This is a genomic window from Pseudomonas fluorescens (genome assembly GCF_040448305.1).
Lineage (GTDB): Bacteria > Pseudomonadota > Gammaproteobacteria > Pseudomonadales > Pseudomonadaceae > Aquipseudomonas > Aquipseudomonas fluorescens_BH.
On the sequence record NZ_CP148752.1, the window covers coordinates 2,636,914 to 2,662,268 of the forward strand.

22 protein-coding genes and 2 pseudogenes are annotated in these 25,355 nt (G+C 62.1%); 17 read left to right on the forward strand and 7 right to left on the reverse strand.

Translation table 11 applies throughout. The features are described from left to right. Positions 1 to 155: 155 nt before the first annotated feature. Positions 156 to 1,166: an AraC family transcriptional regulator gene (locus WHX55_RS11970; RefSeq protein WP_353742694.1), complete on the forward strand. Its 1,011-nt coding sequence runs from the start codon at positions 156 to 158 to the stop codon at positions 1,164 to 1,166. Between the two features lie 212 nt (positions 1,167 to 1,378). Here WHX55_RS11970 and WHX55_RS11975 read toward each other — a convergent pair whose 3' ends face one another. Continuing rightward, positions 1,379 to 2,101, reverse strand: coding sequence for a pirin family protein (locus tag WHX55_RS11975; RefSeq protein ID WP_150756188.1), 723 nt, complete (start codon positions 2,099 to 2,101; stop codon positions 1,379 to 1,381). 343 nt (positions 2,102 to 2,444) lie between these two features. Between WHX55_RS11975 and WHX55_RS11980 the strand changes: the two genes are divergently transcribed. Continuing rightward, complete coding sequence (locus tag WHX55_RS11980) at positions 2,445 to 3,395, forward strand: GlxA family transcriptional regulator (protein ID WP_151215002.1); 951 nt, start codon at positions 2,445 to 2,447, stop codon at positions 3,393 to 3,395. Between the two features lie 162 nt (positions 3,396 to 3,557). Next, a complete protein-coding gene (locus WHX55_RS11985) occupies positions 3,558 to 5,042 on the forward strand; it encodes a winged helix-turn-helix domain-containing protein (protein WP_151215001.1) in 1,485 nt (494 codons plus the stop codon). On the opposite strand, the gene WHX55_RS11990 is transcribed toward WHX55_RS11985, so the two are convergent. Then, the gene (locus tag WHX55_RS11990; RefSeq protein WP_353742695.1) at positions 5,007 to 7,811 is read right to left on the reverse strand and encodes a winged helix-turn-helix domain-containing protein; all 2,805 of its coding nucleotides are present in this window, start codon (positions 7,809 to 7,811) and stop codon (positions 5,007 to 5,009) included. The genes WHX55_RS11985 and WHX55_RS11990 overlap by 36 nt on opposite strands. Before the next feature lie 365 nt (positions 7,812 to 8,176). Here WHX55_RS11990 and WHX55_RS11995 point away from each other — a divergent pair, with 365 nt between their 5' ends. Then, positions 8,177 to 8,752, forward strand: a complete 576-nt coding sequence (locus WHX55_RS11995; RefSeq protein ID WP_150724281.1) for a flavodoxin family protein — start codon at positions 8,177 to 8,179, stop codon at positions 8,750 to 8,752. 34 nt (positions 8,753 to 8,786) lie between these two features. Next, positions 8,787 to 9,611, forward strand: a complete 825-nt coding sequence (locus tag WHX55_RS12000; protein WP_150756491.1) for an alpha/beta hydrolase — start codon at positions 8,787 to 8,789, stop codon at positions 9,609 to 9,611. Between the two features lie 36 nt (positions 9,612 to 9,647). Here the strand turns inward: WHX55_RS12000 and WHX55_RS12005 are convergent, their stop codons facing one another. Continuing rightward, the gene (locus WHX55_RS12005; RefSeq protein WP_150756492.1) at positions 9,648 to 10,109 is read right to left on the reverse strand and encodes an AraC family transcriptional regulator; all 462 of its coding nucleotides are present in this window, start codon (positions 10,107 to 10,109) and stop codon (positions 9,648 to 9,650) included. Between the two features lie 162 nt (positions 10,110 to 10,271). Here WHX55_RS12005 and WHX55_RS12010 point away from each other — a divergent pair, with 162 nt between their 5' ends. From WHX55_RS12010 to ycaC, 5 genes are all read left to right on the forward strand, one after another. Further along, positions 10,272 to 11,192 (forward strand): LysR substrate-binding domain-containing protein, encoded by a 921-nt coding sequence (locus tag WHX55_RS12010; protein WP_353742696.1) that lies wholly within the window; start codon positions 10,272 to 10,274, stop codon positions 11,190 to 11,192. A gap of 666 nt (positions 11,193 to 11,858) precedes the next feature. Beyond that, positions 11,859 to 12,275: a DoxX family protein gene (locus WHX55_RS12015; protein ID WP_353742697.1), complete on the forward strand. Its 417-nt coding sequence runs from the start codon at positions 11,859 to 11,861 to the stop codon at positions 12,273 to 12,275. After that, on the forward strand, positions 12,268 to 12,876 hold the full coding sequence (locus tag WHX55_RS12020) for an antibiotic biosynthesis monooxygenase (protein WP_353742698.1): 609 nt from the start codon (positions 12,268 to 12,270) through the stop codon (positions 12,874 to 12,876). The genes WHX55_RS12015 and WHX55_RS12020 overlap by 8 nt, the downstream gene beginning before the upstream one ends. Continuing rightward, positions 12,876 to 14,714: an amidohydrolase gene (locus WHX55_RS12025; protein WP_353742699.1), complete on the forward strand. Its 1,839-nt coding sequence runs from the start codon at positions 12,876 to 12,878 to the stop codon at positions 14,712 to 14,714. Before WHX55_RS12020 ends, WHX55_RS12025 begins: the two co-directional genes overlap by 1 nt. 71 nt (positions 14,715 to 14,785) lie before the next feature. Beyond that, complete coding sequence (ycaC, locus tag WHX55_RS12030) at positions 14,786 to 15,412, forward strand: isochorismate family cysteine hydrolase YcaC (RefSeq protein WP_007977200.1); 627 nt, start codon at positions 14,786 to 14,788, stop codon at positions 15,410 to 15,412. A 123-nt stretch (positions 15,413 to 15,535) separates the two neighbouring features. On the opposite strand, the gene WHX55_RS12035 is transcribed toward ycaC, so the two are convergent. Continuing rightward, on the reverse strand, positions 15,536 to 16,963 hold the full coding sequence (locus WHX55_RS12035; RefSeq protein WP_353742700.1) for a mechanosensitive ion channel family protein: 1,428 nt from the start codon (positions 16,961 to 16,963) through the stop codon (positions 15,536 to 15,538). A gap of 145 nt (positions 16,964 to 17,108) precedes the next feature. On the opposite strand from WHX55_RS12035, the gene WHX55_RS12040 reads away from it, so the two are divergent. Continuing rightward, on the forward strand, positions 17,109 to 18,005 hold the full coding sequence (locus WHX55_RS12040) for a LysR family transcriptional regulator (protein ID WP_150756498.1): 897 nt from the start codon (positions 17,109 to 17,111) through the stop codon (positions 18,003 to 18,005). Between the two features lie 151 nt (positions 18,006 to 18,156). On the opposite strand, the gene WHX55_RS12045 is transcribed toward WHX55_RS12040, so the two are convergent. The 3 genes from WHX55_RS12045 to gspG form a co-directional block, all read right to left on the reverse strand. After that, positions 18,157 to 18,660 (reverse strand): hypothetical protein, encoded by a 504-nt coding sequence (locus WHX55_RS12045; protein ID WP_353742701.1) that lies wholly within the window; start codon positions 18,658 to 18,660, stop codon positions 18,157 to 18,159. Positions 18,661 to 18,847: 187 nt separating this feature from the next. Next, positions 18,848 to 20,035, reverse strand: a complete 1,188-nt coding sequence (locus WHX55_RS12050) for a type II secretion system F family protein (protein ID WP_353742702.1) — start codon at positions 20,033 to 20,035, stop codon at positions 18,848 to 18,850. A gap of 14 nt (positions 20,036 to 20,049) precedes the next feature. Further along, positions 20,050 to 20,484, reverse strand: coding sequence for a type II secretion system major pseudopilin GspG (gspG, locus tag WHX55_RS12055; protein ID WP_057715501.1), 435 nt, complete (start codon positions 20,482 to 20,484; stop codon positions 20,050 to 20,052). 195 nt (positions 20,485 to 20,679) lie between these two features. Between gspG and WHX55_RS12060 the strand changes: the two genes are divergently transcribed. From WHX55_RS12060 to WHX55_RS12085, 6 genes and pseudogenes are all read left to right on the forward strand, one after another. Then, complete coding sequence (locus tag WHX55_RS12060; RefSeq protein ID WP_353742703.1) at positions 20,680 to 21,288, forward strand: lytic transglycosylase domain-containing protein; 609 nt, start codon at positions 20,680 to 20,682, stop codon at positions 21,286 to 21,288. Between the two features lie 313 nt (positions 21,289 to 21,601). Continuing rightward, positions 21,602 to 21,832, forward strand: a pseudogene (locus WHX55_RS12065) (hypothetical protein); the annotation flags it as partial. Positions 21,833 to 21,874: 42 nt separating this feature from the next. Beyond that, the gene (locus WHX55_RS12070; protein WP_150724268.1) at positions 21,875 to 22,531 is read left to right on the forward strand and encodes an SCO family protein; all 657 of its coding nucleotides are present in this window, start codon (positions 21,875 to 21,877) and stop codon (positions 22,529 to 22,531) included. An 8-nt stretch (positions 22,532 to 22,539) separates the two neighbouring features. Next, positions 22,540 to 22,887, forward strand: a pseudogene (locus tag WHX55_RS12075) (hypothetical protein); the annotation flags it as partial. 9 nt (positions 22,888 to 22,896) lie between these two features. Further along, positions 22,897 to 24,447 carry an ABC transporter substrate-binding protein gene (locus tag WHX55_RS12080; protein ID WP_150756503.1) on the forward strand — a complete coding sequence of 517 codons (1,551 nt, stop codon included), beginning with the start codon at positions 22,897 to 22,899 and terminating at the stop codon, positions 24,445 to 24,447. A gap of 369 nt (positions 24,448 to 24,816) precedes the next feature. Then, positions 24,817 to 25,350, forward strand: coding sequence for a response regulator (locus WHX55_RS12085; protein WP_150724265.1), 534 nt, complete (start codon positions 24,817 to 24,819; stop codon positions 25,348 to 25,350). The last annotated feature ends 5 nt before the right edge of the window (positions 25,351 to 25,355 follow it).

Genomic DNA, 25,355 nt, shown 5'->3' on the forward strand with positions numbered 1-25,355 from the left:
CCTTCGATCAAACCCTGCGATACCTTGGCCGCGACGGCGGCCGAAGGCGTACTATTGCCGCGAGTCTAGAGCCGGCAGGGCGGTTGTCCTATGCCAAAACTGTTCAACGGCACTGATGTTTTTTGCCATTCGGGTGATGAGAGAGAAACGAACCAATGCGGGAAAAGGACTCGGTTGCCGCCTATTTCGTGCAGGCAATGATCCATGGGCTGAGGGATGATCCGCAGCGCGTGATGGCCGTGCTCGAACAGGCGGGCATTGATCCGGCGGTCATGCACCAACCCACGGCGCGGGTGCCGGCCAACGCGTTTGCGGCGTTGTGGCTGATCCAGATCCGCGAGCTCGACGATGAGTTTTTCGGGCTCGACTCCCATGGCATGCCGCCGGGCAGTTTCGCCCTGATTTGCCGCGCCCTGATTCAGGAGCCCGATCTGCACAAGGCCATGCGTCAGTGCCTGGCCAACTTCGGCTTGTTCCTGCGCGACTTTCGCGGCTCGCTGGCGGTGCGTGGCAAGCGTGCGGTGATCAGCCTGGAAACCCGTTCGACGGACAACGATGCCAGCCGGTTTGGTGAAGAAACCTTCCTGGTGTTGATGATCAGCCTGCTGTGCTGGCTGGGCGGGCGGCGCATTCCCATTGACCGTGCGGACTTCCGCCATTCACGCTTGTCGCTGGGTGACGACCGCCTGCTTTGGGGCCCCAACCTGACCTTTGGTGCCGAGCGTACCGAAATCGAATTTGCCAGCCACTACTTGCGCCTGCCCGTGGTTCAGGACCTGGCGTCGTTGAAAGTGTTCCTGCGTACCGCGCCGCAATGGCTGGTGATCCGCTTCCGTAACCAGCATGGTCTGGCATCCCAGGTTCATCAGCGCTTGCGCGGCAGTCATTACAGTGAGTGGCCGACCTTGCAGGCCTTTGCCCTGGAACAGCACCTGAGCCCCAGCACCTTCCGCCGCAAACTGGAGCGTGAAGGCTGTTCCTATCAGGAGATCAAGGACGAAGTACGCCGTGGCGTGGCCTTTGAGCAATTGCGTCAGAGCGATGCGAGCATCAGCGATATCGCCGAGCGACTTGGATTCCAGGAACCCAGCGCCTTCCATCGGGCGTTCAAGAAGTGGACCGGGGAAAGCCCGGGGCGCTATCGGGCCCGTTATCAGGGGGAATAGAGCGTAGATATCGCGAAACCTCAGGAGTCCTGCGAGCCAGCCAGGGTCCAGGCGGTGATCGATGAGATTGTCGCGGGGTTCGCCAGGACCGGCGAATAACCTGTAGGAGCGAGCCTGCTCCGGGCGGCGTTCCGACGATGGCGGACTGTCAGACGACATCACTGTTGAATGACACAACGCATCGCGAGCAGGCTCGCTCCTACAGGGTTTTGTTACGGCATTTCCGGCAGTTCCTGTGGGCGCAGGTCGAACACCAGCACTTCAGCATCCACGCCGTTGTTCAAGGTTAGTGCCTGTTCTTCGCGGACCCGCACACCGTCGCCTTCCTGCAACAACACTCCGTTGAGTTCGACGCTGCCCCGGGCCACATGCACATAGGCGTAGCGGTTGGCGGCCAGCTCCAGAGTGGCGCTTTCCTTGCCGTCGATCAGGCCGGCATACACCCGTGCATCCTGACGTACCTTGAGCGAACCCTTGGCGCCGTCCGGCGAGATGATCAGTTGCAGGCGCCCGCGTTTCTTCTGGGTGCTGAAATGCTCTTGCTGATAACGCGGTTTGGCGCCGCTGACGTCGGGCACGATCCAGATCTGCAGAAAGTGCACCGCCCGGGTGCCGGAGTGGTTGAACTCACTGTGGGCCACGCCGCTGCCTGCGCTCATCAGTTGCACATCGCCGGGGCGGATCACCGAACCGGTGCCCAGGGTGTCCTTGTGTTCCAGGGCACCTTCAAGCACATAGGAGAAAATCTCCATGTCGCGGTGCGGGTGCTGGCCGAAGCCTTTGCCGGCGGCGACGCGGTCGTCGTTGATCACCAACAGGTCGGAAAAACCCTGCTCTTTCGGGTTGCGATAGTTGGCGAAGGAAAAGGTATGGAACGACTTCAACCAGCCGTGATTGGCCAGGCCACGATCCGAGGCTTTGCGAAGAGTCAGCATGATGAAATCTCCTGTGGGGACGTGAATTCGTCCGAGTGAGGAGAAGGTTAATGGTTACTGGTTGGTGCAATAAGTAGATGGAAATTGAAATACTGTCTCGATCAGGTTGACAGTTTCTGAACGTGAATCAGCTATTTTTTCCGACGTCTGGCTTGTGTTTGGCCATAATGCACAGCACTCCCTGATGCCGGGCGCAGACCCTGTGGGAGCGAGCCTGCTCGCGAAGGCGTAGTGTCAGTCGCTATCAACGTTGGCTGATACACCGCTTTCGCGAGCAGGCTCGCTCCCACAAGGGCCCGGTGTTTGGTGTGCCGACCCTATTGATCCCAGTGAATTCCAATCCATGAAAACCGTGGCAATGGTGCTGTTTCCCGACTTTCTCCTGCTCGACATGGCCGGACCCATGGAAGTGTTTTCCATCGCCAATCGATACCTGAAACCCGACGATCACTATGTGCTGTCGACCATCGGCACCGAGCACGGCGCACTGCGGGCGTCCAACGGGGTGAGCGTGCACGCCGACCGGCACATCGATCAGGCCTGCGAGGGTTTTGATTTGCTGCTGGTGCCCGGTGGTCCCGGTGCCTACAACGAAAAGCATCCGCGGTTGCTCGACTGGCTCAGGCACAACGTCAGCCGGTCCGCCGCTTATGGCTCGATCTGCACCGGGGCGTTCGTGCTGGGGCACGCGGGTTTGCTCGACGGCTATCGCGTCACCACCCATTGGCACTACACCGAGCGGCTGATCAAGGGCTTTCCGAAGGCGACCGTCGAGACCGATCAGATCTTTGTCCAGGACCGCAACCTGATCACCTCCGGTGGCGTCACCGCCGGGATCGATCTGGCCTTGTCGGTGGTGGCCCAGGACCACGGCAAAAAAGTCGCCCAGGACGTGGCCAAGGTGTTGCTGGTGGTGATGAAACGCCAGGGCGGGCAGGCGCAGTTCAGCCCGTTGATGGCGGCGGTGGCCCCTCACGAAACGGCGATTACCCGGGTGCAGAACCATATGCTTGAACATCTCGATGAAACCTACAGCATCGAGCGCATGGCCGGTCTGGCCAACATGAGCCCGCGGCATTTCGCCAGGGTGTTCGCCCGGGAAGTGAGCATGACGCCGATGGAGTTTCTGCAAAGCGCGCGGATCGATTGCGCCAGGAGCCTGCTGGAAACCACCGAGTTGCCGCTCAAGACCGTGGCCTTCAAAAGTGGCTTCGGCAGTGTGCGGCACATGCGTTTTCTGTTCAGTGAAAAGCTCGGACTGACCCCGACCCAATACCGCGAGCAGTTCAGCTAGCGCGCGTGTCCGTCATGCGCACCGCAATGGCCGTGACGCTCCCCCCGTGGCAGTTGTACCGTCACCGAGGCCTGCCAAGATACCGGTGAACTCATTGCAAGGAAGGTGCGGAGCCTGGGATGGACTCACGTACCGAGCCAGGCTTCCAGCGGGTGACAGCGCATGAACAGCCTCAGAGATTTGAACAGCGAAGCGGTGTTGCAATTCGGGCCCTACGCTTTCCACCTCAGTCAGCGCCTGGTGCTACAAGGTGATCGACCGCTGCGCCTGGGCGGCCGCGCCCTTGATGTGTTGCAGGTGCTGGTCGAGCACGCAGGTTCGGTGGTCAGCAAGGAAGAGTTGATTGCGCAGGTCTGGCCGCGCTCCGTGGTCGAAGAGATCAACCTGCGGGTTCACATTGCCGCCCTGCGCCGAGCCTTGGGGGACGGCCAGAACGGCCAGTGCTACATCGTCAACATTCCCCAGCGCGGCTACAGTTTTGTCGCCCCGGTACAGCATTCGCCGCAGCCCGTAGCGTTCCCGAGCGAGACCTTGAAAAAGCCCCTGCACAACTTGCCGGCGCGGCTCACACCGATCACCGGGCGCGATGCGGTTGTCGGTAGCCTGGTGCGGCAGTTGCCGGTACGCCGATTCATGTCCCTGGTCGGGCCTTGCGGGATCGGCAAGACCACCGTGGCGCTGCGCGTGGCCGAACTGTTGTTGCCGCACTATCGGCACGGCGTGTGGCTGGTGGACCTGGCGGCGATCGATGACCCGGCGCAAGTGACCGATCACCTCACACGAACCCTTGGGCTGGAGGTCGGCACCACGTTGGAGGCGCTGGCGCAGCGGCATGCCTTGTTGGTCCTGGACAATTGCGAACACCTGCTCGAACGCTGCCAGACGTTGATCGAAACGCTGCTGGCTTCGCTGCCGCGACTGTCGATCCTCGCCACCAGCCGCGAGCCGCTAAAGGCAGCGGGCGAAACCGTATTGCGTCTGCCACCGCTGGCGGTGCCGCCAGCGTCAGCGCTGCGCAGCGTTGCCGAGGTCATGGGCTATTCGGCGGTGCAGTTGTTCGTCAGCCGTGCCCGAACTCGTCAGCAAGGGTTCACCCTGCGCGAGCAAGACCTCAAGACCGTACGGGAAATCTGCCGGCGCCTCGACGGCCTGCCGCTGGCGATTGAATTGGCGGCGGCGCAAATCGATGCGTTGGCGCTGGTGGGGTTGCAGGCGCAACTCGACAACTGTTTTCAGCTGCTGTCCCAGGGCCGCCGCACGGCCGTGCCCCGGCACCAGACGCTCAAGGCTGCGCTGGACTGGAGCTACGAACGGTTGAGTCCGCTGGAACAATCCGTATTGCAGCAGCTGGCGGTGTTCAAGATGGCCTTCACCCAGGACGCCGCGATCGGCGTGATCAGCTGCGACGCGTTGCCCGTCGCCGAGCTGATCGAGGTGCTGGACAACCTCACACTCAAGTCACTGCTGTCCCAGGAGCAGGGCGGCGGTGTGACCCGTTACCGTTTCCTCAACACCACCCGCACCTACGCCCTGGAAAAACTCGAACTCAGTGGAGACTTGCGCGCCCTCGAAATTCGCTATGCCGGTTACGTCAGTCAGACGCACCGGCCTTCAGGCGCGCAGGTGGCATTGCAACTCGTCGAGTAGCCGGCGAACGGTCATCAAGTCGGGCGTGGCGAAACCTTCGGTGTAGCGCTGGTAGATCGGGGCCAGCAATTGATGCGCCCGTTGGGGGTTGCCCTGACGTTGCCACAACTGCGCCAGCGAGGTGGCGCTGCGCAATTCCCAGGCCAGCGCACCCTGAGTCCTGGCCACGTTGAGTGCCTTCAGCAGCACGGTTTCTGCCGTCGCGGTTTTGACCGGGCAATCGGTTACCAGCAACGTCGTGGCCCTGGCCCGCAGAATCTCTGCCGTGCTCCAGTCTGAAACACCGCTTTGCGCACGTTCGAGCAGATCATCGTCGACACAGGTTGAATCCAGCGTGACCATGATGTCCTTGATCAAACCGACACGTTGGCGGCTGGTTGGCCGAACGTCGGTGCCGCCGATCACCTGAGCGTAGTGTTGCGCCCAGTCATGGAACAGCAGCACCGAGTGTTTCTGCGTCTGTTGCAGCAGCAGGCGCAGGAGTTCGCGGGCGCTGCGGGTGTCGCCGTTGTAGTGGGCGATCAGGCAGCCGGCGAGCGCCAGGGTGTAGCAGATCGACGTGCCGTGGTTGATCTGCAGCGCGATGTCCAGCGCCTGCCGGGCTGCGCGCCAGGCCTGTTCCGGTTGGCCTCGCAGCCAGAGGATGCGCGCGTGGATGGTCAGCGCCGCGACGCTCTGGTCGTATTGCACGCCGAAGCCATGGGTGAAACGGTTGAGATGACCGCTGTGGGCCATGCGTTGCAGCACCTGTTCGGCATGCTCCCCAGCCTGTCGCTGGTCGCCGCAGAAGTGCAGGGCGAGTACCCGCAATCGATGCATGCTCAGGGACATCAGGGCGTCGTCATGCAGCCCCAGTCGATCGAATTGCCGGCTCTGTTCCAGGGCCATCTGGTATTGGCCGCAGCTGAGGTTGACCGCCAGGTGCCCGGAAATCGCCCGCAACTGACCGGCCACATCCTTGAGTCGGCTGGCCAGGGCTCTGGCGCTGACGAAGGCGCCAACGGTTTCGGCGCAACCTCCTTGAACGTGGTAACAGGCACTGCCCAAAGCCAGCTTAAGGGCCATCTGCAAGCGCGGGCAAGGTTCGGCAGACTGCTCGAGCAAGGCCAGCGCCTTGCGCACATAACCGCCGTGCTCCTTGAGCAGTGACAACTCCTGCCACAGGGGCGTAGACGTCGCGGCCAGGCGTATCGCCAGTGCCTGCGGCCCTTGCGCGTGCAAACCCCAATCGAGGGCCGCGCGGATGTCCTCCAGGGCCCGGCCATAGCGTTCGAGCCACAGGCCGGTCGAGGTTTTCTCCCAGTCGTCCTGCGCCTGTTGCATCAGCGCCAGGCAACGCTCGGCATGCCGCTCCCAAGTGCCGGGCAGGTCGCAGGTTTGCGCAAGTTTTTCCAGGGCATAGCTGCGGGTGGTATCGAGCAGGCGGTAGTAAACATCCTCGTCGCCCACCTCCACGTTCAACAGCGACTTGGCGACCAGTTGCGTGATCGAGCCGAACACTTCGCGAGGTTCGATGTGTTCGCCGACAATCACCGCCGCTGCCGACTCCAGGGTGAAGCTGCCGCGAAACACACTGAGTCGACGCAGGCAGGTCTTTTCGCAGACGTTGAGCAGCTCGAAGCTCCAGTCCAGTGTCGCGCGCAGGGTCTGGTGGCGTGCCAGGGGCGTCTGGCAGGGCTGGGTCAACACCCGGAAGCTGCTTTGCAACTGCGCCAGCAAGCCTGGCAATCCGAAGTTGCCCACTTGCGCCGCCGCCAGTTCGATGGCCAGTGGAATGCCGTCCAGTCGGTGGCAGATGTCGATCAACAGCGGCAGTTCATCGTCCGTCAGTTCAAAGCTGTCATGGCTGGCCATGGCCCGCTCGACAAACAATTGCAGGGCGGAAAAGGTCATGGCCTGGGCGCGGTCGAGGACGGCGATGGGCGGCGGGCAGTCGAGCGACTCCAGACGCTGAACGAATTCCCCTTCGGCCCGCAGGCTCTCGCGGCTGGTGGCCAGGATGTGCACGTGCGGTGCACTACGCAGAATGTTTTCGCAGAGCAGGGCGATGGCGTCGACCAGGTGTTCGCAGTTGTCGATGACCAACAGCATTTGCCTGTCGCGCAGACAGTCGGCAAGACCGCTCAGGGGGGCGTCGTCGTGCAGGGCCAGTTCGAGCAATGTCGCCAGGTGGCCGTCGATCATCAGTGGACAGTTGATCGGGGCCAGGTCCAGCAGGCGAATGCCGTCCCGGTAGCGACCGATCATTCGTTCGGCGACCCGCAAGGCCACAGTGGTCTTGCCAATGCCGCCGGGGCCGACCAGGGTGATGAAGCGCTGGCGGGGCAGTTGCTCCATCAGGTTGTCGACCAGCGTCTGCCGGCCGATCATGCGTGTGCGACGCACCGGCAGGTTATGCTGGCTCGGCGCGCAGGCCACGGGCGCTGGCGGTTGCTCCGCCTGTTCCAGTGAGTGGGGTGCGACGAAGCTGTACCCGCGCTGGGCCACGGTGACGATGTAGCGCTGGCCGGCCTGACCGTCGCCGAGCGCCTTGCGCAACGCGGCCATGTGCACCCGCAGGTTGATGTCTTCGACTACGCTGTTGGGCCAGACCCGGGCGATCAGTTGCTGCTTGCTGACCACGTTGCCAGCGTACTCAAGCAGGATCAACAGGATGTCCATGGCGCGTCGCCCCAGGCGCAAGGGCTGGTCGGCCTCCATCACCAGGCGTTGTCCGGGGTAGACCCGGTAGGGGCCGAAATGCACAGCCTGTTCGGGGGGAAGGGTCAACGAGTCGCTCCTGCTGCATCCGTCTAGTACGCGGTTTTCGAGCATATTCCTCAGGTTTTTTACAGAGCGCAATGCGCCGCCCGGGTGACTGGAGGGGCAGGCATTGACTCTAGCGTATCGGCCAGCGGCTGTCGGCCCCGTGATCATTGGGCGCGACAGATGGATCTCGGTTGCCGGGGCTTTTTGCGCGCCATGGAAAATTAACAACGTTTAACTCGTCCTGCGTCCGGTCTACGCCAAAACTCTGGTCCTGTAGGAGCGAGCCTGCTCGCGATGGAGTATCAGTCGACACCAATGTGGCTGACACACCATCGCGAGCAGGCTCGCTCCTACAAGGGAGATCAACTCATCACTAGGACACCTGAATGAGCAACGTGGTGGTGGTCTATCACAGTGGCTACGGGCACACCCGGGTCATGGCCGAAGCCGTGGCCGCGGGCGTGGAACGGCACCTGGGCAGCACCTGCCAGTTGATCCCGGTCGAGGAAGTGGACGAGCACTGGGCGCGGCTGCACCGCGCCGATGCCATCATCTTTGGCGCGCCGACCTACATGGGCAGCGCCTCGGCGGCCTTCAAGGCGTTCATGGAGGCCACGGCGGCGTTCTACCTGACCCAGCCCTGGCGCGACAAACTCGCGGCAGGCTTCACCAATTCCGGCTGCCTGTGCGGCGACAAGCTCAACACCTTGCTGCAGATGGCGGTGTTCGCCGCGCAGCACTCGATGATCTGGGTCGGCCTCGACCTGCTGCCGGCACGCTCCAGCACTGGCGCGTTCAACGGCCAACTCAATCGCTTGGGCAGCTCCCTCGGCGCCATGGCCCAGTCGAATGTCGAGCAATCCCCCGACGATGCCCCACCGCCCGAGGATCGCTGCACCGCCGCGCACCTGGGCGAGCGAGTGGCGCGCCTGGCCGATCGCATGAACCTGATACCGGTTTGATTCACCCCCAACCCTCATCAAGGAGGCATCACCCATGAGCACCTTCACTACCCGCGACGGCGTCGAGATCTACTACAAGGACTGGGGCACCGGTCAGCCGGTTGTCTTCAGTCACGGCTGGCCGCTGAACGCCGACAGCTGGGAGTCGCAGATGATCTTCCTGGCCTCCAAGGGCTACCGGGTCATCGCCCACGACCGTCGCGGTCATGGGCGCTCCAGCCAGCCGTGGTCGGGCAATGACATGGACCATTACGCCGACGATCTGGCGCAGTTGATCGAGCGGCTCGATTTGCAAAATGCCGTGCTGTTCGGCTTCTCCACCGGCGGTGGCGAGGTGGCGCGTTACATCGGTCGCCACGGCACCGGGCGCGTGGCCAAGGCCGGGCTGATTTCCGCGGTGCCGCCGCTGATGCTCAAGACCGAAGCCAACCCCGGCGGCCTGCCGCTGGAAGTGTTCGACGGCATCCGCCAGGCCTCGCTGGCCGACCGTTCGCAGCTGTACATCGACCTCGCCAGCGGCCCGTTCTTCGGCTTCAACAAACCTGACGCAAAACCGTCCCAGGGCATGATCGACTGGTTCTGGATGCAAGGCATGATGGCCGGCCACAAGAATGCCTATGACTGCATCAAGGCATTCTCGGAAACCGACTTCACCGAAGACTTGAAGAAGTTCGACGTGCCGACCCTGGTGGTGCATGGCGACGCGGATCAGGTGGTGCCGTACGAAGCGGCGGGCGTCTCCTCCGCCAGACTGGTGAAGGGCTCGACCCTGAAGATTTACCCGGGCGCCCCTCACGGTTTGACGGACACCCATAAGGACCAGCTCAACGCTGACCTGTTGGCGTTCTTGAAAGGTTAAAAAGCCGGATCAAAAGATCGCAGGCTTCGCCAGCTCCTACACGGTTGCGTGCATGCCCGTAGGAGCTGCCGAAGGCTGCGATCTTTTGCCGTTGAGGGCGGTGCCGCGGACAAACTGACAGCGCCAGGCAAACGGATTGATGCCTTCGCTGCGGGTGAAGATGTGGCAGAAATGCGCCTGATCGCAGAAGCCGCATTCGAGGCTGATCTGCGTAAGGCTCAGGTTGGTGTACTGGATCAATTGCTTGGCCAGGGCAATGCGCTGCTGGCGAATCCAGTCCTGTGGCGAGAGGCCGGTGCTGCACTTGAACGCGCGGGAGAAGTGACTGCGCGAGAGGGCGCAAGCCTGTGCCAGTTCAGTGACTTCAAGGCTGTCACCGAGGCGTTCGAGGATCAGTTGTTTAACCCGTTTTTCGCGTTGCGGGCTGAGGCCGCCGGTGCTTTTCTTTGGCACCGGCGTGAATGGCGCGGGGGCGGCATTTTGCTGAACGTGAGCCATGGCGAATGTCCGTGTCGGTAGGCTTCATTCTTGGACCCGAAGGCTCTGGCTTGCGAGTTAATCGTTGTTAATTCCTCGCTCACCGCGGGAAGTCTTGGGTAAAGTCAGACACACTTCTCATCCTCGCGCCTGGCCGAACACACACACAAGGAACCCGTGCCAATGAACCGTAACGATCTGCGTCGCGTCGACATGAACCTGCTGGTGATTTTCGAAGCCCTGATGTTCGAAAAGAACCTGACCCGCGTCGCGGAAAAACTGTTCATGGGCCAACCGGCGGTGAGTGCCGCGCTGGGGCGTTTGCGCGATCTGTTCGACGACCCGTTGCTGCTGCGCAACGGTCGCGGCATGGAACCGACGGCGCGGGCGCTGGCGATTCTCAAGGAGTTGCAACCGGCGATGGACACCATTTCCGGCGCGGTCAGCCGGGCCAAGGAATTCGATCCGGCGACCAGTTGCGATGTGTTCCGCATCGGGTTGTCGGACGATGCCGAGTTCGGTTTGTTTCCGCCGTTGCTGCGTCAGTTGCAAGAGGAAGCGCCGGGCATTGTCGTGGTCGTGCGGCGGGCCAATTACCTGTTGATGCCGACGCTGCTGGCGTCGGGGGAAATCTCGGTGGGCGTGAGTTACACCACGGATCTGCCGGCCAATGCCAAGCGCAAGAAACTGCGCGATATTCCCTGCAAAGTGCTGCGCGGCGACACCCGGCCAGGACCGCTGACCCTGGATGAGTACTGTGAGCGGCCCCATGCGATGGTGTCGTTCTCGGGGGACTTGAGCGGCAATATCGACCTGGATCTGGCGAAAGTCGGGCGTAGTCGTCGTGTGGTGCTTGGGGTGCCGCAGTTCAGTGGGTTGCGGGCGTTGCTCGCCGGGACCGAGATGATTGCCACCGTGCCGGATTATGCGGCGTGTGCGTTGGTGGAGGGGTGTGGGTTGCGGGCTGAGGATCCGCCGTTCGAGATTGAGGCGGCGCAGTTGTCGATGGCCTGGAGCGGGGTGCATGACAATGATCCGGCGGAGCGGTGGTTGCGGTCGCGGATTGGCGAGTTCATGTCTTTGGCTTTGGATATTCCCTCCTGACTGAGTACATATCCGTTGCTGCGGTAACGGCGGCTTATGGTTTCGCCCTTACGGCGAGTCCCTTTGGCAAACGCCCCAAAGGAACCAAAGGTCTCGCCCCTTACGTACGGCCCCTCGCTAAGGCTCGGCGTTCCTTCGCTACGGTATTCATCCGGGGGCATTGCCCTCCGGTCGGCTTCGCTTCGACCTACATGCAATGAGTTCGACTGCGTCGAACGGCGCTGCGCGCCAGTCCCCGGATGAACACCTCCGCTCAGCCTCCCGAGGGAGCGGGTGGATCAAGATCAGGAGCTGCAGGCGAGCTAACGCTCGGCCTGATGAGTGGTGAGAAGCGTCTGTGTACGCCGACCTGCCTTTGCTCTTCTGTGGGAGCTAGCCTGCTCGCGAAGGCGGCCTGCTAGCCAACCAATCTCTCACAGACATACGCTGATCCACTGTAGGAGCGAGCCTGCTCGCGATTGCGGTGGGTCAGTCAACATCCATGCTGAATGTGATGCCGCCATCGCGAGCAAGCTCGCTCCCACAGGGATCTGTGTCGATGAGCAGTTCTCAGTCCACATCGCAAACAGAGCACGTACATTCAATTTTTCCTCCCCCCGTCCCGGCACTATCGAATCCGGTCCCGGCGCATCGACGCCGGTGGTTTTTCATTTGTGCGGGTGGGCCATGGACGCTTCGCGACGCGATGATCGGGCGCAAGACTGGGGGCTGCTGTTCCTGTGGGTCAGCGGCGGGTTGTTGCTGTTGTGGGTGCACGGTTTGCCCAAGCTGTTGCACTACAGTGCCGAGTTGCAAAACATCGAAGACCCTTTCCATCTGGGCGCGAACCTGACGCTGCTGCTGGCGATTTTCGCCGAGGTGGTGTGCCCGCTGCTGATCGTCGCCGGGTTGCTGGCGCGTCTGGCGTGTTTGCCTATTCTGTTTTTGCTGTGGGTGTCGATGTTGGTCGTGCATCCGCAGTGGACCCTCTTCGAAGGCCAGTTCGGCTGGCTGTTGCTGATCGTGTTCACCAGCATTTTCATCGCCGGGCCGGGACGGCTGGCGCTCAATGTCCGTTTCGCCGGAGCCTTGCGTTATGTCTGAATCCAATCGCCGTGAGCCGGCAAGTCCCGGGCCTGATGAGGTGGTGACCCTGATCGTCAAGCACCGGGTCAAGGCCGGTTTCGAAGTGCCTTATGAAGCCTGGCTGCGCAACATCGTCAAGGTGGCCGCGCAGAACGTCGGGCACCTGGGCGTGGATGTGGTGCGTGGCAAGAATGCTGGCCTGGACACCTACACCTGCGTGCTGCGCTTTTGCTCGACCGAGGCGATGCAGAACTGGCTCGATTCACCGCAGCGCCAGGAACTGGTCAACGAAGCCGCGCCGATGCTGGCCGATGGCGACCAGACTGAAGTCAATCCGGTCAACGAGTTCTGGTTCTCGCCCCAGGCCGAAGCCGGTACGCCACCGCCGCGCTGGAAGCAGGCCGTGGTGACGCTGCTGGTGATCCTGCCGCACACCTTGCTGGTGCCGCTGCTCTGGGGGCCGCTGCTACAGCTCAACGCCTTGCTCTCCAATTACGTGGTGGCCACCTTCCTGATCACCCTGACCATCGTGCTGTCGGTGGTTTACATCTTCATGCCCATGGCGACGCGTCTGTTCGCGCCCTGGCTGTCTCCCGCCACATTGCACGAGGAACCGTGATGAACGCCGATCTGATTCTGTTCAATGGTCAATTCCATACCGTCGACCGCGAAAAACCGCTCGCCAGCGCCGTGGCGATCAGCGACGGGCGTTTTGTCGCGGTCGGCAGCGATGCCCAAGCCATGGCCCTGCGTGGCTCGAACACCCAGGTGATCGACCTCAAGGGGCGTTGCGTGATCCCCGGGCTCAACGACTCGCACTTGCACCTGATCCGTGGCGGCTTGAACTACAACCTGGAACTGCGTTGGGAAGGTGTGCCGTCACTGGCCGATGCCTTGCGCATGCTCAAGGATCAGGCTGACCGCACGCCAACGCCGCAGTGGGTGCGGGTGGTCGGTGGCTGGAACGAATTCCAGTTCGCCGAAAAACGCATGCCGACCCTGGCGGAGCTCAACCAGGCGGCGCCAGACACGCCGGTGTTCGTGTTGCACCTGTACGACCGCGCCTTGCTCAACCGCGCGGCGTTGCGCGTCGCCGGTTATACCCGCGACACGCCGAACCCGCCGGGTGGCGAGATCGTGCGTGACGCCAATGGCGAGCCTACCGGCATGCTGGTGGCGCGGCCCAATGCGATGATTCTGTACTCGACCCTGGCCAAGGGGCCGAAGCTACCGCTGGAGTATCAGGTCAACTCGACCCGTCAGTTCATGCGCGAACTCAATCGCCTGGGCCTGACCAGCGCCATCGATGCCGGTGGCGGTTTCCAGAATTACCCGGACGATTACCAGGTGATCGAACAGTTGGCGAAGGACGAGCAACTGACCGTGCGCATCGCCTACAACCTGTTCACCCAGAAGCCCAAGGAAGAGTTGACCGACTTCAAGAACTGGACCGGCAGCGTGAAGCTGCACCAGGGTGACGATTTCCTGCGGCACAACGGCGCCGGGGAAATGCTGGTGTTCTCGGCGGCGGATTTCGAAGACTTCCTCGAACCGCGCCCGGACCTGCCGCAAACCATGGAAGCCGAACTGGAGCCGGTGGTGCGCCACCTCGTCGAGCAACGCTGGCCGTTCCGTTTGCACGCCACCTACAACGAATCCATCAGCCGCATGCTCGACGTGTTCGAGAAGGTCAACCGCGACATTCCGTTCAACGGCTTGCCGTGGTTCTTCGACCACGCCGAAACCATCACCCCGCAGAACATCGAGCGGGTGAGGGCCCTGGGCGGCGGCATTGCGATTCAGGATCGCATGGCCTTCCAGGGGGAATATTTCGTCGAGCGTTACGGCGCGAAAGCGGCCGAAGCCACGCCGCCGATCAAACGCATGCTGGCCGAGGGCGTACCGGTGGGCGCCGGTACCGACGCGACGCGGGTGTCGAGTTACAACCCGTGGACCTCGCTGTACTGGATGGTCAGCGGTCGCACCGTCGGCGGCATGGAGCTGCACGCCGAAGGCCTTTCACGCCTGACGGCGCTGGAGCTGTTCACCCACGGCAGCGCCTGGTTCTCATCGGAGCAAGGCAAGAAGGGCCAGATCAAGGTCGGGCAATTGGCCGACGTCGCGGCCCTCAGCGCGGACTTTTTCAGCGTCGATGAAGAGGCGATCAAGTGGATCGAGTCGGTGTTGACCGTGGTCGGCGGCAAGGTGGTGTACGGCGCCGGTGACTTCGAGAAGCTCGGGCCGGCCAGTGTGCCGGTGCTGCCTGACTGGTCGCCGGTGGTGAAGGTGCCCGGTCACTGGCGCCCGACGTCGCCGATGCAGGCCCAGGTTCACCATTGCAGCGGGCCGTGCGCGGTGCATTCACACAGCCATGAACGGGCGCGCCTGTCGAACGCGCCGGTCAGCGATTTCGCCGGTTTCTGGGGCGCCTTTGGCTGCTCGTGTTTTGCCTTCTGACGAATTCAAAAAAAAGCGCCGACCCAACAGTTCGGCGCTGACTGCGACAACCATCCATCAAGGAGTTTCCAATGAGCAACGTTCCGTACAAACGCCTGAACAAAGACGATGCCGTGGTATTGCTGGTCGACCACCAGACCGGCCTGATCTCGCTGGTACAGGATTTCTCGCCCAACGAGTTCAAGAACAACGTGCTGGCGCTGGGCGACATCGCCAAGTTCTTCAAGCTGCCGACCATCCTTACCACCAGTTTCGACAGCGGTCCGAACGGCCCGATCGTGCCTGAGCTCAAGGCGCAGTTCCCGGACGCGCCGTTCATTGCACGCCCGGGCCAGATCAACGCCTGGGACAACGAAGACTTCGTCAAGGCGATCAAGGCCACCGGTCGCAAGCAACTGATCATCGCCGGTGTGGTGACCGACGTGTGCGTGGCGTTCCCGACCCTGTCGGCGATTGCCGAAGGCTTTGAGGTGTTTGTGGTGACCGATGCTTCCGGCACCTTCAACACCACCGTGCAACAAGCTGCGTGGGCGCGCATGTCGGCCGCCGGTGCACACCTGCTGAACTGGTTCTCCGTGGCCTGCGAGCTGCAAGGCGACTGGCGCAACGACATGGAAGGTCTGGCCAATTTGCTGTCCGAGCGCCTGCCGAACTATCGCAACCTGATCAACAGCTACATGAAGTTCACGGCCAAGTAAGTACGCTGCACTTGTAGGAGCGAGCCTGCTCGCGATTGCGGTCTGCCATTCAATATCGATGCTGGCTGATCCACCGCTATCGCGAGCAGGCTCGCTCCTACAGGGCTTTGTGTGATCTGCTGATCAGCGGTTCTGCAGCCAACTCAAAAAACCACCTTTCCTTACCACCACCGACTTGGCCATCAACGCCATCCGACTGTTCTGCTGGCGCACCGCCTGCAGCTTGTTCAACGCCCGGTCGACTTCGCGACGTTGCTCCATGCAGCTGCGGGTCAGGGATTTGTCGAGGCGGTAGATAATGCTTGAAGTCATGGCGGTGAACCGTGCCTGGGACGGGGTGTCGGCGAGGATGCTCTGTTCGCCCATGACTTCACTCGGCCCCATGCGCCCGGCTTCGATCTGCGTGCTGCCGTCGAGGACGGTAGCGCTGACCACGCCGGTGGCGATGACGAACAGGCTGTCCGGTACTTCTTCCAGATCCAGCACCACCTCACCGGCCGCGTATTGCTGCGCCACCATGTTCTGGGCCAGGCGATCACGTTCCTCGGCGCTCAGGGAACGGAAGATCTTCACTTCATCGAGCAACGCCCGAGCGCGGGTCGACGGCTCGATCACACCATCGGGTTGCCGGGAAATACCAGCCGCTTCGAGGTGCCGATGGGCCAGGTCGAACAGTTGATTGCGCACTTCACCCTTTTTGCCGAGTTCCGCGATGAAGCCGCTGGCCACGTATTCGGACATGGTTTCGCCAGCTTCCTTGAGCACGGCTTTCGGCGCAGGATCGAGCAGCAGACTGCTGCTGCCCTGAAGGGTGCGGTCCAGTGCATCGAGTACCCGACGCGGACGGATGTGGTTGGGCACCTGAATGCTGATCGACACGCCGTGCATGTTGAACGGGCGGCTGAGGTTGACGATCTTTGCCTTGGCCGCCACCGAGTTCGGCACCACCGCGGTGCTGCCGGCGCTGGTCAGCAGGTGGGTGGCACGCCAGTCGATGTCCAGCACCTTGCCTTCGATACCGTCGATGGAAACCCGGTCGTCGACCTGGTACGGCTTGGTGGTGTTGAGCACGATGCCGGAGAACACGTCGCTCAAGGTGCTCTGCAATGCCAGGCCCACCACGATGGCGACGACGCCGGAGGTCGCCAGCAAACCTTTCACCGGCAGCTCCAGCACGTAGCCGGCAGCGGCCACCACGGCAATCAGGAACACCAGTGCGCCAATGACATCCTGCAGCAGCCGGCCGCTGTGGCCGATGCGCCGCATCAGGGCCAGGCCGATCACTTCGGTCAGCACCCGCGCGGCGTACAGCCACCAGAGAATCCCCAGCGCCGTGGCCCCCAGCTGCGCCACGGGATCATCGGCAAACAATGGCGCCTGCAAAGGGCTAACGCCGGCGTTGATGATCACCGCGCTGAACAGCACAAACAGCGCCAGGCGCACACCGACCCGGCTGACGCGATGCTTGAATGGCGCGAGGTGCCAGAGCAGGGCGTCGACTACCAACAGCAGTGCGCTCAGGGAAAGCAAATGCTCAAGGAGCAAGGACATGGGGAAACTCCATTTAAATGCTTGCGGCAAACAGATCGCAGATCCTTCGGGGAAGGTGATTTCAGTGCGGTGAACGAAGATTAATGGTGTGACCGGAAGGGAAAAAGCGGCTATAAAGTGTTTGACTGTCAACCGGGATGTGACAATGAACCCCTTCGAAGATATGCGTATTTTTTGCCAGGTGATGGATTCCGGCAGCTTCACGGCAGCCGCCGATCAACTGGGCCTGTCCAAGCAGTTTGTCAGCCGCCGCTTGATGCAACTCGAAGAGCGCCTGGGCGTGCGCTTGCTCAATCGCTCGACCCGGCGCCTGGATGTCACGCCGCTGGGGCAGAGCTATTACGAGTCAGCCTTGCGCCTGCTCAGCGAAGTCGAACAAGTGGAGCAGGGCATCGCCGGCCAGACCACCGAGCCACGGGGGACCATTCGTGTGAGTGCGCCGCTGTCGTTCGCACTGGCGCATCTGGGCTGCCTGTTGCCGGTGTTTTTGCAGCGCTATCGCGACGTGACGGTAGAGATGGATTTGAGCGATCGTCCCGTGGATTTGCTCGGTGAGGGCTACGACCTGGCGCTGCGCATCGGCACACTGGAAGACTCGACACTGATCGCCCGACGGATTGCCTCCATTGAACGGGTGTATTGCGCAAGCCCGGCGTACCTGACCGAACGCGGCACACCGCTCAAGCCAGAGGATTTGCACGGTCACGACTGCCTGCCGTACGGCCATGGTCGACAGGTGCAATGGCGTTTTGCGGGGCAGGGCAAGCCATTGAGCGTCAATGTCAGCGGGCGGATGCGGGTCAATAACGGTGAATTGCTCAAGGACGCGGCGATTGCCGGGCTGGGGATCACGTATTTGCCAACGTTCATCGTCGGTTCGGCGTTGAAGGATGGACGGCTGGTGGAGGTGCTGGAGGATTTGCGGCCGGAGCCGCTGACGTTATCGGCGGTCTACCCGCAACACCGGCAGAGTTCGCGGCCGGTGCAGGCGCTGGTCGAGTTCTTGCGCGAACGGCTGGATCGGGTTGAAGGTGGGCTGTAGAACGGCTGATTGTCTGACTCACATTCGCCACTGTGGGAGCGAGCCTGCTCGCGATGGCGTTGTGTCATTCACATTGAAGTCGTCTGACACTCCGCCTTCGCGAGCAGGCTCGCTCCCACAGGGTTTTGTGTTGTATGGGGATCAGTGTAAATCAGCTCCTTTTGTCATCACCGGGCTCGGCATGGACACCACGGTCATCCCCAGGCTCGCCATTGGCATGAACGCCGTGATCGTCGCCGACTTCACCGGACCGATGAACGCCATGGTCGTCCCCGGGTTCATCATGGGTGCCGCTGCGTCCTGAGGACGAGACCGATCCGGAGTGGCTCGAACCACTGTTGGCACTGCCATGGCCACTGTTGCTGCCATGGTCGCCACTATGGCCGCTGCCGCTGTTGCCACCACTGCCGCTTCCTCCGTGACTGCCACCGCCTCCACTGCCACCGCCGTGACTGCCGCCGCCACCACCACCGCTGCCGCCACCGCCTCCACTGCCGCCGCCCCCACCACTTCCGCCACCACCGCCACTACCGCCACTACCCCCATCCTTGGCCTGAGCAGTGGAAACTCCGGACAGGCTGTCCGGAATCAATACGGTAGACGCCGACAGAACCGCGCCAATAGCTACTGCCAGTAAAAGCTTATTGATGAGCATGTCGTTCTCCGTCTTTTTATTCAGATTGGAACGTAGATGAACTTTGCCATGTGCTGCTTTTTTCCCCGTGGGAACTTGATGAACAGTTCAACGCACCGGTTTATTCGGCTGCAACGTTGAAAAAGAATGCAACGTACAGCCGGACCCAGTTCTAAAGGGGCAGCTCCAAAGGCTCAGCTCCAAGGGGTCAGTGAATGCTTGAGGCCAGTTCGAAAATCGGGATGTACATCAGGATCACGATCACCCCGATCAACAGGCCGATGAAGGTCATGAGCAGAGGTTCGAACAGCCGCACGAACCATTCGATCCAGCGGCTGATTTCTTCGTCGTAGAAGTCGGCGCTGCGCTCCATCATCTGCCCGAGGTTGCCGGACTGTTCGCCGGCGCGCAGCAGGCGCAGGGACACGGGGGTCACCAGGTGATTGAGTTCCAGCGCGGCAGAAAGTGATTGCCCCTCGCGCACCCGCTCGCAGGCCTGGTCCAGGCGTGCGCGGGAGGCGACGGTGAGCAAGCCACGGACCATGCCCATGGCGGTGACCAGGGGAATGCCGCCTTGCAGCAGAATCCCCAGTGAGCGGTAGAAGCGCGCCAGTTCATACATGAAGATGCGCTGGTGCACTGCGGGGAGTTTTTCGATCAGGCGGTCCAGCCCCCGACGAAACGCCGGTTGGCGCTGGAGCAGGGTGAGGGCGACGATGATGGCCAGCAAGCCACCGAAGAATTCACCCTGGTGGGCGTGCAGGAACATGCCGCTGCTCATCAGGATCTGCGACATCCATGGCAGATTCGACCCCAGCCCTTCAAACACCAGGCTGAAGCGCGGTACGACATACCCCATCAGAAACAACACCACGCCACCGCCCACCACCAGCAACAACAAGGGGTAGATCGAAGCGCTGATGATCTTCTGGCGAACCTCGTCCATGCGCTGGCGATAGCTGACATAGCGGCCCAGGGCATCGCCCACGGCCCCGGTCTTTTCGCTGGACTGCACCAGCGCAATGTACAGCGGGGGGAAAACGGCCGACAGCTGCCCCAGGGCCTGGGAAAACGATTTGCCCTCGTAAAGCAGGCGCACCAGCTCGCTCAAGGTTTTGCGGACCTGTGGCGCGGTTTCCTTTTCCGCCAGGCTTTCCAGCGCATCGATCAACGGCAGGCCGGCGTTGAGCAAGGTGGTCAGTTCCTGGCTGAACAACACCAGGTTGAACGTCTCGCGCTTGTGCAGGCGCAACGCGCGCCAATTTCGCTCGGCGTGCAGGCTGACCACCCGCAGGCCCTGGTCTTCGGCGATGCGCCTGGCTTCGCTGTGCCCCGGCGCCTCGACGGTCATCGAGACGACACCGGCCTTGCCGACGGCCTTGAGATGAAAGCGCATGGTCGCCATTCCCGTCAGTTCCAGTTGGTGACTTCGGCGTTCTCGCCTTCGCCACCGGGCTGCCCGTCCTTGCCCATGGACAACAGGTCGTACTCGCTGTTTTCACCGGGATAGCGATAGGCGTAGTTTCGGCCCCAGGGGTCTTGCGGGAGTTTTTTCTGCAGGTACGGGCCGGTCCAGCGCGGTTCGTCGGCGGGGGCTGTGACCAGTGCCTGCAAGCCTTGTTCGGTGGATGGGTAATGGCCAACCTCCAGACGGTAAAGGTCCAGGGCCTTGCTCAAGCCTTCTATCTGCGCCTTGGCCACTTTCACTTCGGAGCGGCCCAGTTGGGCGAAATACTTCGGCGCCACGATGCCGGCCAACAGCCCCAGTACCACCAGCACCACCAACAGTTCGAGCAAGGTGAACCCGCTTTGGGTTCGCCGGGCATAACACAGTCGCTGATTCATGATGATCTCCCTCAGTCGACAGCAGAGTCGCTATACAAGCGCATGCAATTGCCATGCTCATGACTGGACATCCTTTTGCACCCCCTGTGCTACGGGCCTTTTCACTTACGGCACAGTGCTTGCGTATGGCTGTTTTACTACCGGCCATTGGGGCAATACCCCCATTTTTCGGGGCCGGGCAGGGGAGGCGTACCAATGAAAGCCATCAACGCAGGATTGCTCGGATTACTCGCGCTCGCTGGCGCCGCACAGGCCGATGTGTTTGTTTCCGTGGACGCCAATGGCAGCTACGTCCTGTCCAATGTCCACCGCCCCGGACGCCACTATGTACGGGTGATTCGTGAGCCCGATGCGGCGGTGGTCCGCCTCGATCAGCAACCGCAGATGATCGCCGCGCAACCCTACGCCGAGCTGGTTTCGGCGGCAGCCAGGGCCAACGAACTACCGGCGGCGCTGCTGCATGCAGTGATCAAGACCGAATCGCGCTACAACGCCCGCGCCACTTCACCCAAAGGCGCTCGCGGGCTGATGCAGTTGATGCCCGCCACCGCCCGCGAAATGGGGGTGACCAATGCCTACGACCCGAAAGCCAACATCCAGGGTGGCGCCCGCTATCTCAAGCGCCTGATGACGATGTTCGACAACGATATCCGCCTCGCCGTGGCCGCCTACAACGCCGGCCCGCAAGCGGTGCTCAGCCGGGGCAATGTAGTCCCGCCGTTCGCCGAAACCCAACGTTACGTGCCTAACGTGCTGAACCACTATCGGCGTTTACAGGGGTTGTCCGCGGATGCGCCGCTGTGATCGAAACTCCGGGGAATTTTCCCCAATAGTGGGGAATGGTGGCCCCGACGAAAAAGTGGGGGGATTGGGTGGGGAATATCCCCCGACCGATCAAGTCGTGATTATAACAAGCTGATTAACAACGTATTTTTTTGTGGCATGCGGATTGCTCCGGTCGATTTGTCGAGAAGTGTTCCCCCGATAACCCGTAGCGAGGCCCGAGTCCATGATCGGCATATCCCACCCTTCGTTCCTGATCAATTTGCTGTTGTTGGTGACATCGATGCTCGGCATCGAGATTGCCGGCTAGCAGATTCTGAAGGGGAGTTTTGACATGGACAGGACCATCACAGTCGCTGGCAGTGCGGTGATTCTCGGGATGGCCTTGATCGGGTTCGGGGTATGGCGGACCGCGCCCCCGACTGCACTCGACGAAGTCGCTTTGCCCGACACCTGGAGCGAGCAGACGCTGGAGCGTGACGAGGTTTCGGTGGCCCTTGCCGACGTGCAATTTCGTTTGACGGACAAAGCCTCGGGCCAGCCCTTGTCTGGCGTCGCACCGGGTGTTCGGGCCGAACCCGGCGATACCCACTAAGAGGAAACTGACATGAACCGATTCGCGCATCGCGCACTGCTGACGTTCTGCCTGTTGGCCTTCGGTATCGGCCTGGCGCTGGCTCACTCGGCGGACGAGCACACCGGGCACGACATGGCGGCCAGCACCGCCAGCCCGGAGACCGCCCGGATCAGGTTTGCCGACGTGGCCCTGCTGGACCAGGACGGCAAGGTCGTCAGTCTGGAGAAGGACCTGGTGAGCAACAAGATCGTGGTCATGGGCTTCATCTACACCAGTTGCACCACGGTCTGCCCGGTGGTGTCCTCGATCATGGGCAAGGTGCAGAAACAATTGGGCGCGCGGGTCGGCACCGAGGTGCAACTGGTGTCGATCAGCATCGACCCGCAGCGTGATGATCCCCAACGCCTGAACGACTACGCCCGCAACTTCCAGAAGGGGCCGGGCTGGAGCTGGTTGACCGGTTCGCCACAGTCGGTCGAAGCCACCCTCAAGGGCCTGGGCGCCTACAGCGGTGGCTTCGAGAACCACTCGCCGCTGATTCTGGTGGGGGACGGCAACAACCGTTTCTGGACCCGCTACTACGGTCTCACCGAACCGACGGAGCTGGCCCGGGCCGTCGAGAAGCTCAGGGGTGAACGCAACGCCCACGCCAAGCACACCGCCATCGCCATGGAGCATCAGCCATGAGCGCCGTCGACAGGAAAACCTGCTTCCCCGACACACCCTTGCAGGACCAGAACGGCAGCACCTTAATCTCCCTTACCAGTGATCCGCTGCGGGACACCCCGGCGGTACTCAAGGCTTGCACCTTGAAACAGGGCATCGATGGGCCCCACTGGTTTTTTCTTACCGACGACAAGGTGCAAATGGACCTTGTATGGGGCCGCATCGGCCAGATCGTGCCGAATCCCGAGCAACACTCCAGCTTGTTGATCGTCGGTGACGCGGCGAACAGGCGCTGGAGCAAAAGCCGTCCCGCCACCCCGGCCGCGGCCATTGCCCAGCGCTTGCAGTTGCTGGCAATGCCCGTGGCCGGTCGCTGAGCCACGGCCATGAATGCTGCCCTCGTCCTTGGCCTGCTGCTCTTCGGCGGCATCGCGCTCAGTGCCCAGGCGCTGCCGCTGACCCCCAGTGAAAGTGCCGGCAAGCGGCTGTACCACGAAGGCGTGTCGGCCAACGGTGAACCGGTCATGGTCCGGGTTGGCGCAGCGGGCATGCTGCTGCCGGCCACCCGCCTGCCGTGCGCCAGTTGTCATGGCGAGGATGGCCTCGGGCGCCCGGAAGGCAAGGTGCGACCGCCAGACCTGCGCTGGTCGCGGCTGGCCAGCAGCCATGGCCAGCAGCACATCAACGGTCGTAGTTATCCGGCCTACAGCGAAATCACCTTGGCGCGGGCGGTGCAGGAGGGGCGCGACCCGGGCAACAATCGGCTCGATCCGACGATGCCACGGTTCGTGTTGTCGATGATCGATCAACGTAACCTCACGGCGTACCTCAAGCACCTGGCCGAAGACGGCGACCCGGGCCTGGCCCCCGACAGTCTGCACCTGGGCACGTTGTTGCCGGGTGCCGGACTCTTGGGCGAGGAGGGCATCACGGTGGCGGCGGTGCTCAACGGCTGCGTGGCGCGTATCAACGAGGCAGGCGGAATTCATGGCCGGCAATTGCGCCTGACCATCCTCGACCCCGGCGCCGATCGCGCCAGTGCCGAAAAGGCGCTGGACCGGTTAATCGATGAAGAGCAGGTGTTTGCCCTGATCGCACCGATGGCGCCGGCATTGGACGTGAGCTTTGCCGTGCGTCTGGAACAGGCCGGCATTCCCCTGATCGGGCCGTTGTCCTTGCAGGGCACGCCCCACACCAGCCCGCAGATATTCGAACCGCTGCCGGGCCTTCGCGAGCAATTGATCGCCCTGGCCGACTACGCCAGGGCCAGCCTGCGGGTGCTTCAGGGGCCGACGCTGATCGCCTACCCGGACGAACCCGGCCAACGGCTGGCGGCGCAGGAGCTCAGCCAGTACTTGCAGCGACACGCCTGGCAAAAGGTGCGCCTGCAAGCCTACGACCCGGCCGGGGATGATTTTCCCTTGGGGTCGCGCTCGGTGTTCTACCTGGGCAGCAGCAGCGGCTTCAGTCGTCTGGCCGAGCGCTTGCAAACGGCGGGGCAGGTGCCTTACCTGTTCGCCGTCTCGAACCAGGTGGCGGGCAATCTGACGCAGATGCCCAGCGGATTTTCCCGGCGGGTGTTCCTGGCTTATCCGTTCGTGCCCAGCGACTGGACCCTGGCCGGGCGCCTGGCCTTGACCCAGCTGCGCGAACACCAGGGCCTCGGCGGCCAGCACGCGGTGCTGCAAGTGGGCGCGTTCAGTTCGATGATGCTACTCAGCGAAGGGATGAAGCAGGCCGGGCGCAATGCCAGTCGCGAGAAGCTGGTCAGTGCCCTGGAAGGCCTGCGTGACTTCGATACCGGGCTGACGCCGCTGATGAGCTTTGGTCCGGGCCGGCGCCTGGGCCTGAGCGGTGCCCATATCGTCACGGTGGATCTGCCGGGCCAGCGTTTCTACCTGGTCGCCCCCTATAAACCCATTGCTGCCACGCCCTGACCGGAGGCTGATGATGAAACTCGATACCACTCGGTGCAGTCGCTTCCACTGTCGAAACCGCAGGGCTACGCTTAACCGGGATGAGGGCGTCGGTGCCATTGCGCTCGCGCAATCGAATCGAATCGAACGGATTGACGATCAATAGGGGGGTTTCCCCAACAGTGGGGGGAAAATTCAGTGCCAGTCCGGTCGCTTTCCCCGTTTTTGGGGGATGGAATTGCGCTACGAAAAGGCATTGTTTTTTAAATTCAAGGACATGAAGTCCTAAAATTACCGGCGCCCAGCCTGGCATGAAGTGTGCGTTAGTCCAGTCAGGGCGCGCACTCCGTCAGGTTCAAAACCCGGACCTGCGGTTTCAAGGAGTCCACCTTGTTAAACAAAGTACTGGTTGTTGATGACGAACAGTTGCTGGCGGAGAACCTCCAGGGTTACCTGCAGGCGCAAGCACTGGAAGTCCGGATTGCCCACGACGGTGCGCAAGGAATCGTTGAAGCTGACGATTTCGCGCCCGATGTGATGGTGTTCGATTACCGCTTGCCCGATATGGAAGGCTTTCAGGTGCTCGATGCCGTCCGCCAGAACAGGAAGTGTCATTTTGTGCTGATCACAGGGCATCCCACTGCAGAAGTTTGCGAGCGGGCCCGGCAACTGGGCGTCAGCCATATCCTGTTCAAACCGTTTCCATTGGCGGAACTGGCCCGTGCCGTGCTTGATCTTCTGGGCAGGCAACGCGAACCCAAAGCGGGGGTGGGCACTTGCGAAGGCTTTGTCGAACGACGCCAGAGCAGGACCGAGAGTTTCCCGCTGCAGTTGTACGACGGTAGTTGGGTGCTGGCAGATCGCCGAAAAAGTACATCGGCCTCCAAGGCGCCAGACGACGAACAATTGCTCACCGGGGAGTAGTGGCG

Excerpts from the sequence above, each read along its gene's own strand:
- WHX55_RS11970 (WP_353742694.1), top strand. The coding sequence starts at position 156 with ATGCGGGAAAAGGACTCGGTTGCCGCCTATTTCGTGCAGGCAATGATC.
- WHX55_RS11975 (WP_150756188.1), bottom strand. The coding sequence starts at position 2,101 with ATGCTGACTCTTCGCAAAGCCTCGGATCGTGGCCTGGCCAATCACGGC.
- WHX55_RS11980 (WP_151215002.1), top strand. The coding sequence starts at position 2,445 with ATGAAAACCGTGGCAATGGTGCTGTTTCCCGACTTTCTCCTGCTCGAC.
- WHX55_RS11985 (WP_151215001.1), top strand. The coding sequence starts at position 3,558 with ATGAACAGCCTCAGAGATTTGAACAGCGAAGCGGTGTTGCAATTCGGG.
- WHX55_RS11995 (WP_150724281.1), top strand. The coding sequence starts at position 8,177 with ATGAGCAACGTGGTGGTGGTCTATCACAGTGGCTACGGGCACACCCGG.
- WHX55_RS12000 (WP_150756491.1), top strand. The coding sequence starts at position 8,787 with ATGAGCACCTTCACTACCCGCGACGGCGTCGAGATCTACTACAAGGAC.
- WHX55_RS12005 (WP_150756492.1), bottom strand. The coding sequence starts at position 10,109 with ATGGCTCACGTTCAGCAAAATGCCGCCCCCGCGCCATTCACGCCGGTG.
- WHX55_RS12010 (WP_353742696.1), top strand. The coding sequence starts at position 10,272 with ATGAACCGTAACGATCTGCGTCGCGTCGACATGAACCTGCTGGTGATT.
- WHX55_RS12015 (WP_353742697.1), top strand. The coding sequence starts at position 11,859 with ATGGACGCTTCGCGACGCGATGATCGGGCGCAAGACTGGGGGCTGCTG.
- WHX55_RS12020 (WP_353742698.1), top strand. The coding sequence starts at position 12,268 with ATGTCTGAATCCAATCGCCGTGAGCCGGCAAGTCCCGGGCCTGATGAG.
- WHX55_RS12025 (WP_353742699.1), top strand. The coding sequence starts at position 12,876 with ATGAACGCCGATCTGATTCTGTTCAATGGTCAATTCCATACCGTCGAC.
- ycaC (WP_007977200.1), top strand. The coding sequence starts at position 14,786 with ATGAGCAACGTTCCGTACAAACGCCTGAACAAAGACGATGCCGTGGTA.
- WHX55_RS12035 (WP_353742700.1), bottom strand. The coding sequence starts at position 16,963 with ATGTCCTTGCTCCTTGAGCATTTGCTTTCCCTGAGCGCACTGCTGTTG.
- WHX55_RS12040 (WP_150756498.1), top strand. The coding sequence starts at position 17,109 with ATGAACCCCTTCGAAGATATGCGTATTTTTTGCCAGGTGATGGATTCC.
- WHX55_RS12045 (WP_353742701.1), bottom strand. The coding sequence starts at position 18,660 with ATGCTCATCAATAAGCTTTTACTGGCAGTAGCTATTGGCGCGGTTCTG.
- WHX55_RS12050 (WP_353742702.1), bottom strand. The coding sequence starts at position 20,035 with ATGCGCTTTCATCTCAAGGCCGTCGGCAAGGCCGGTGTCGTCTCGATG.
- gspG (WP_057715501.1), bottom strand. The coding sequence starts at position 20,484 with ATGAATCAGCGACTGTGTTATGCCCGGCGAACCCAAAGCGGGTTCACC.
- WHX55_RS12060 (WP_353742703.1), top strand. The coding sequence starts at position 20,680 with ATGAAAGCCATCAACGCAGGATTGCTCGGATTACTCGCGCTCGCTGGC.
- WHX55_RS12070 (WP_150724268.1), top strand. The coding sequence starts at position 21,875 with ATGAACCGATTCGCGCATCGCGCACTGCTGACGTTCTGCCTGTTGGCC.
- WHX55_RS12080 (WP_150756503.1), top strand. The coding sequence starts at position 22,897 with ATGAATGCTGCCCTCGTCCTTGGCCTGCTGCTCTTCGGCGGCATCGCG.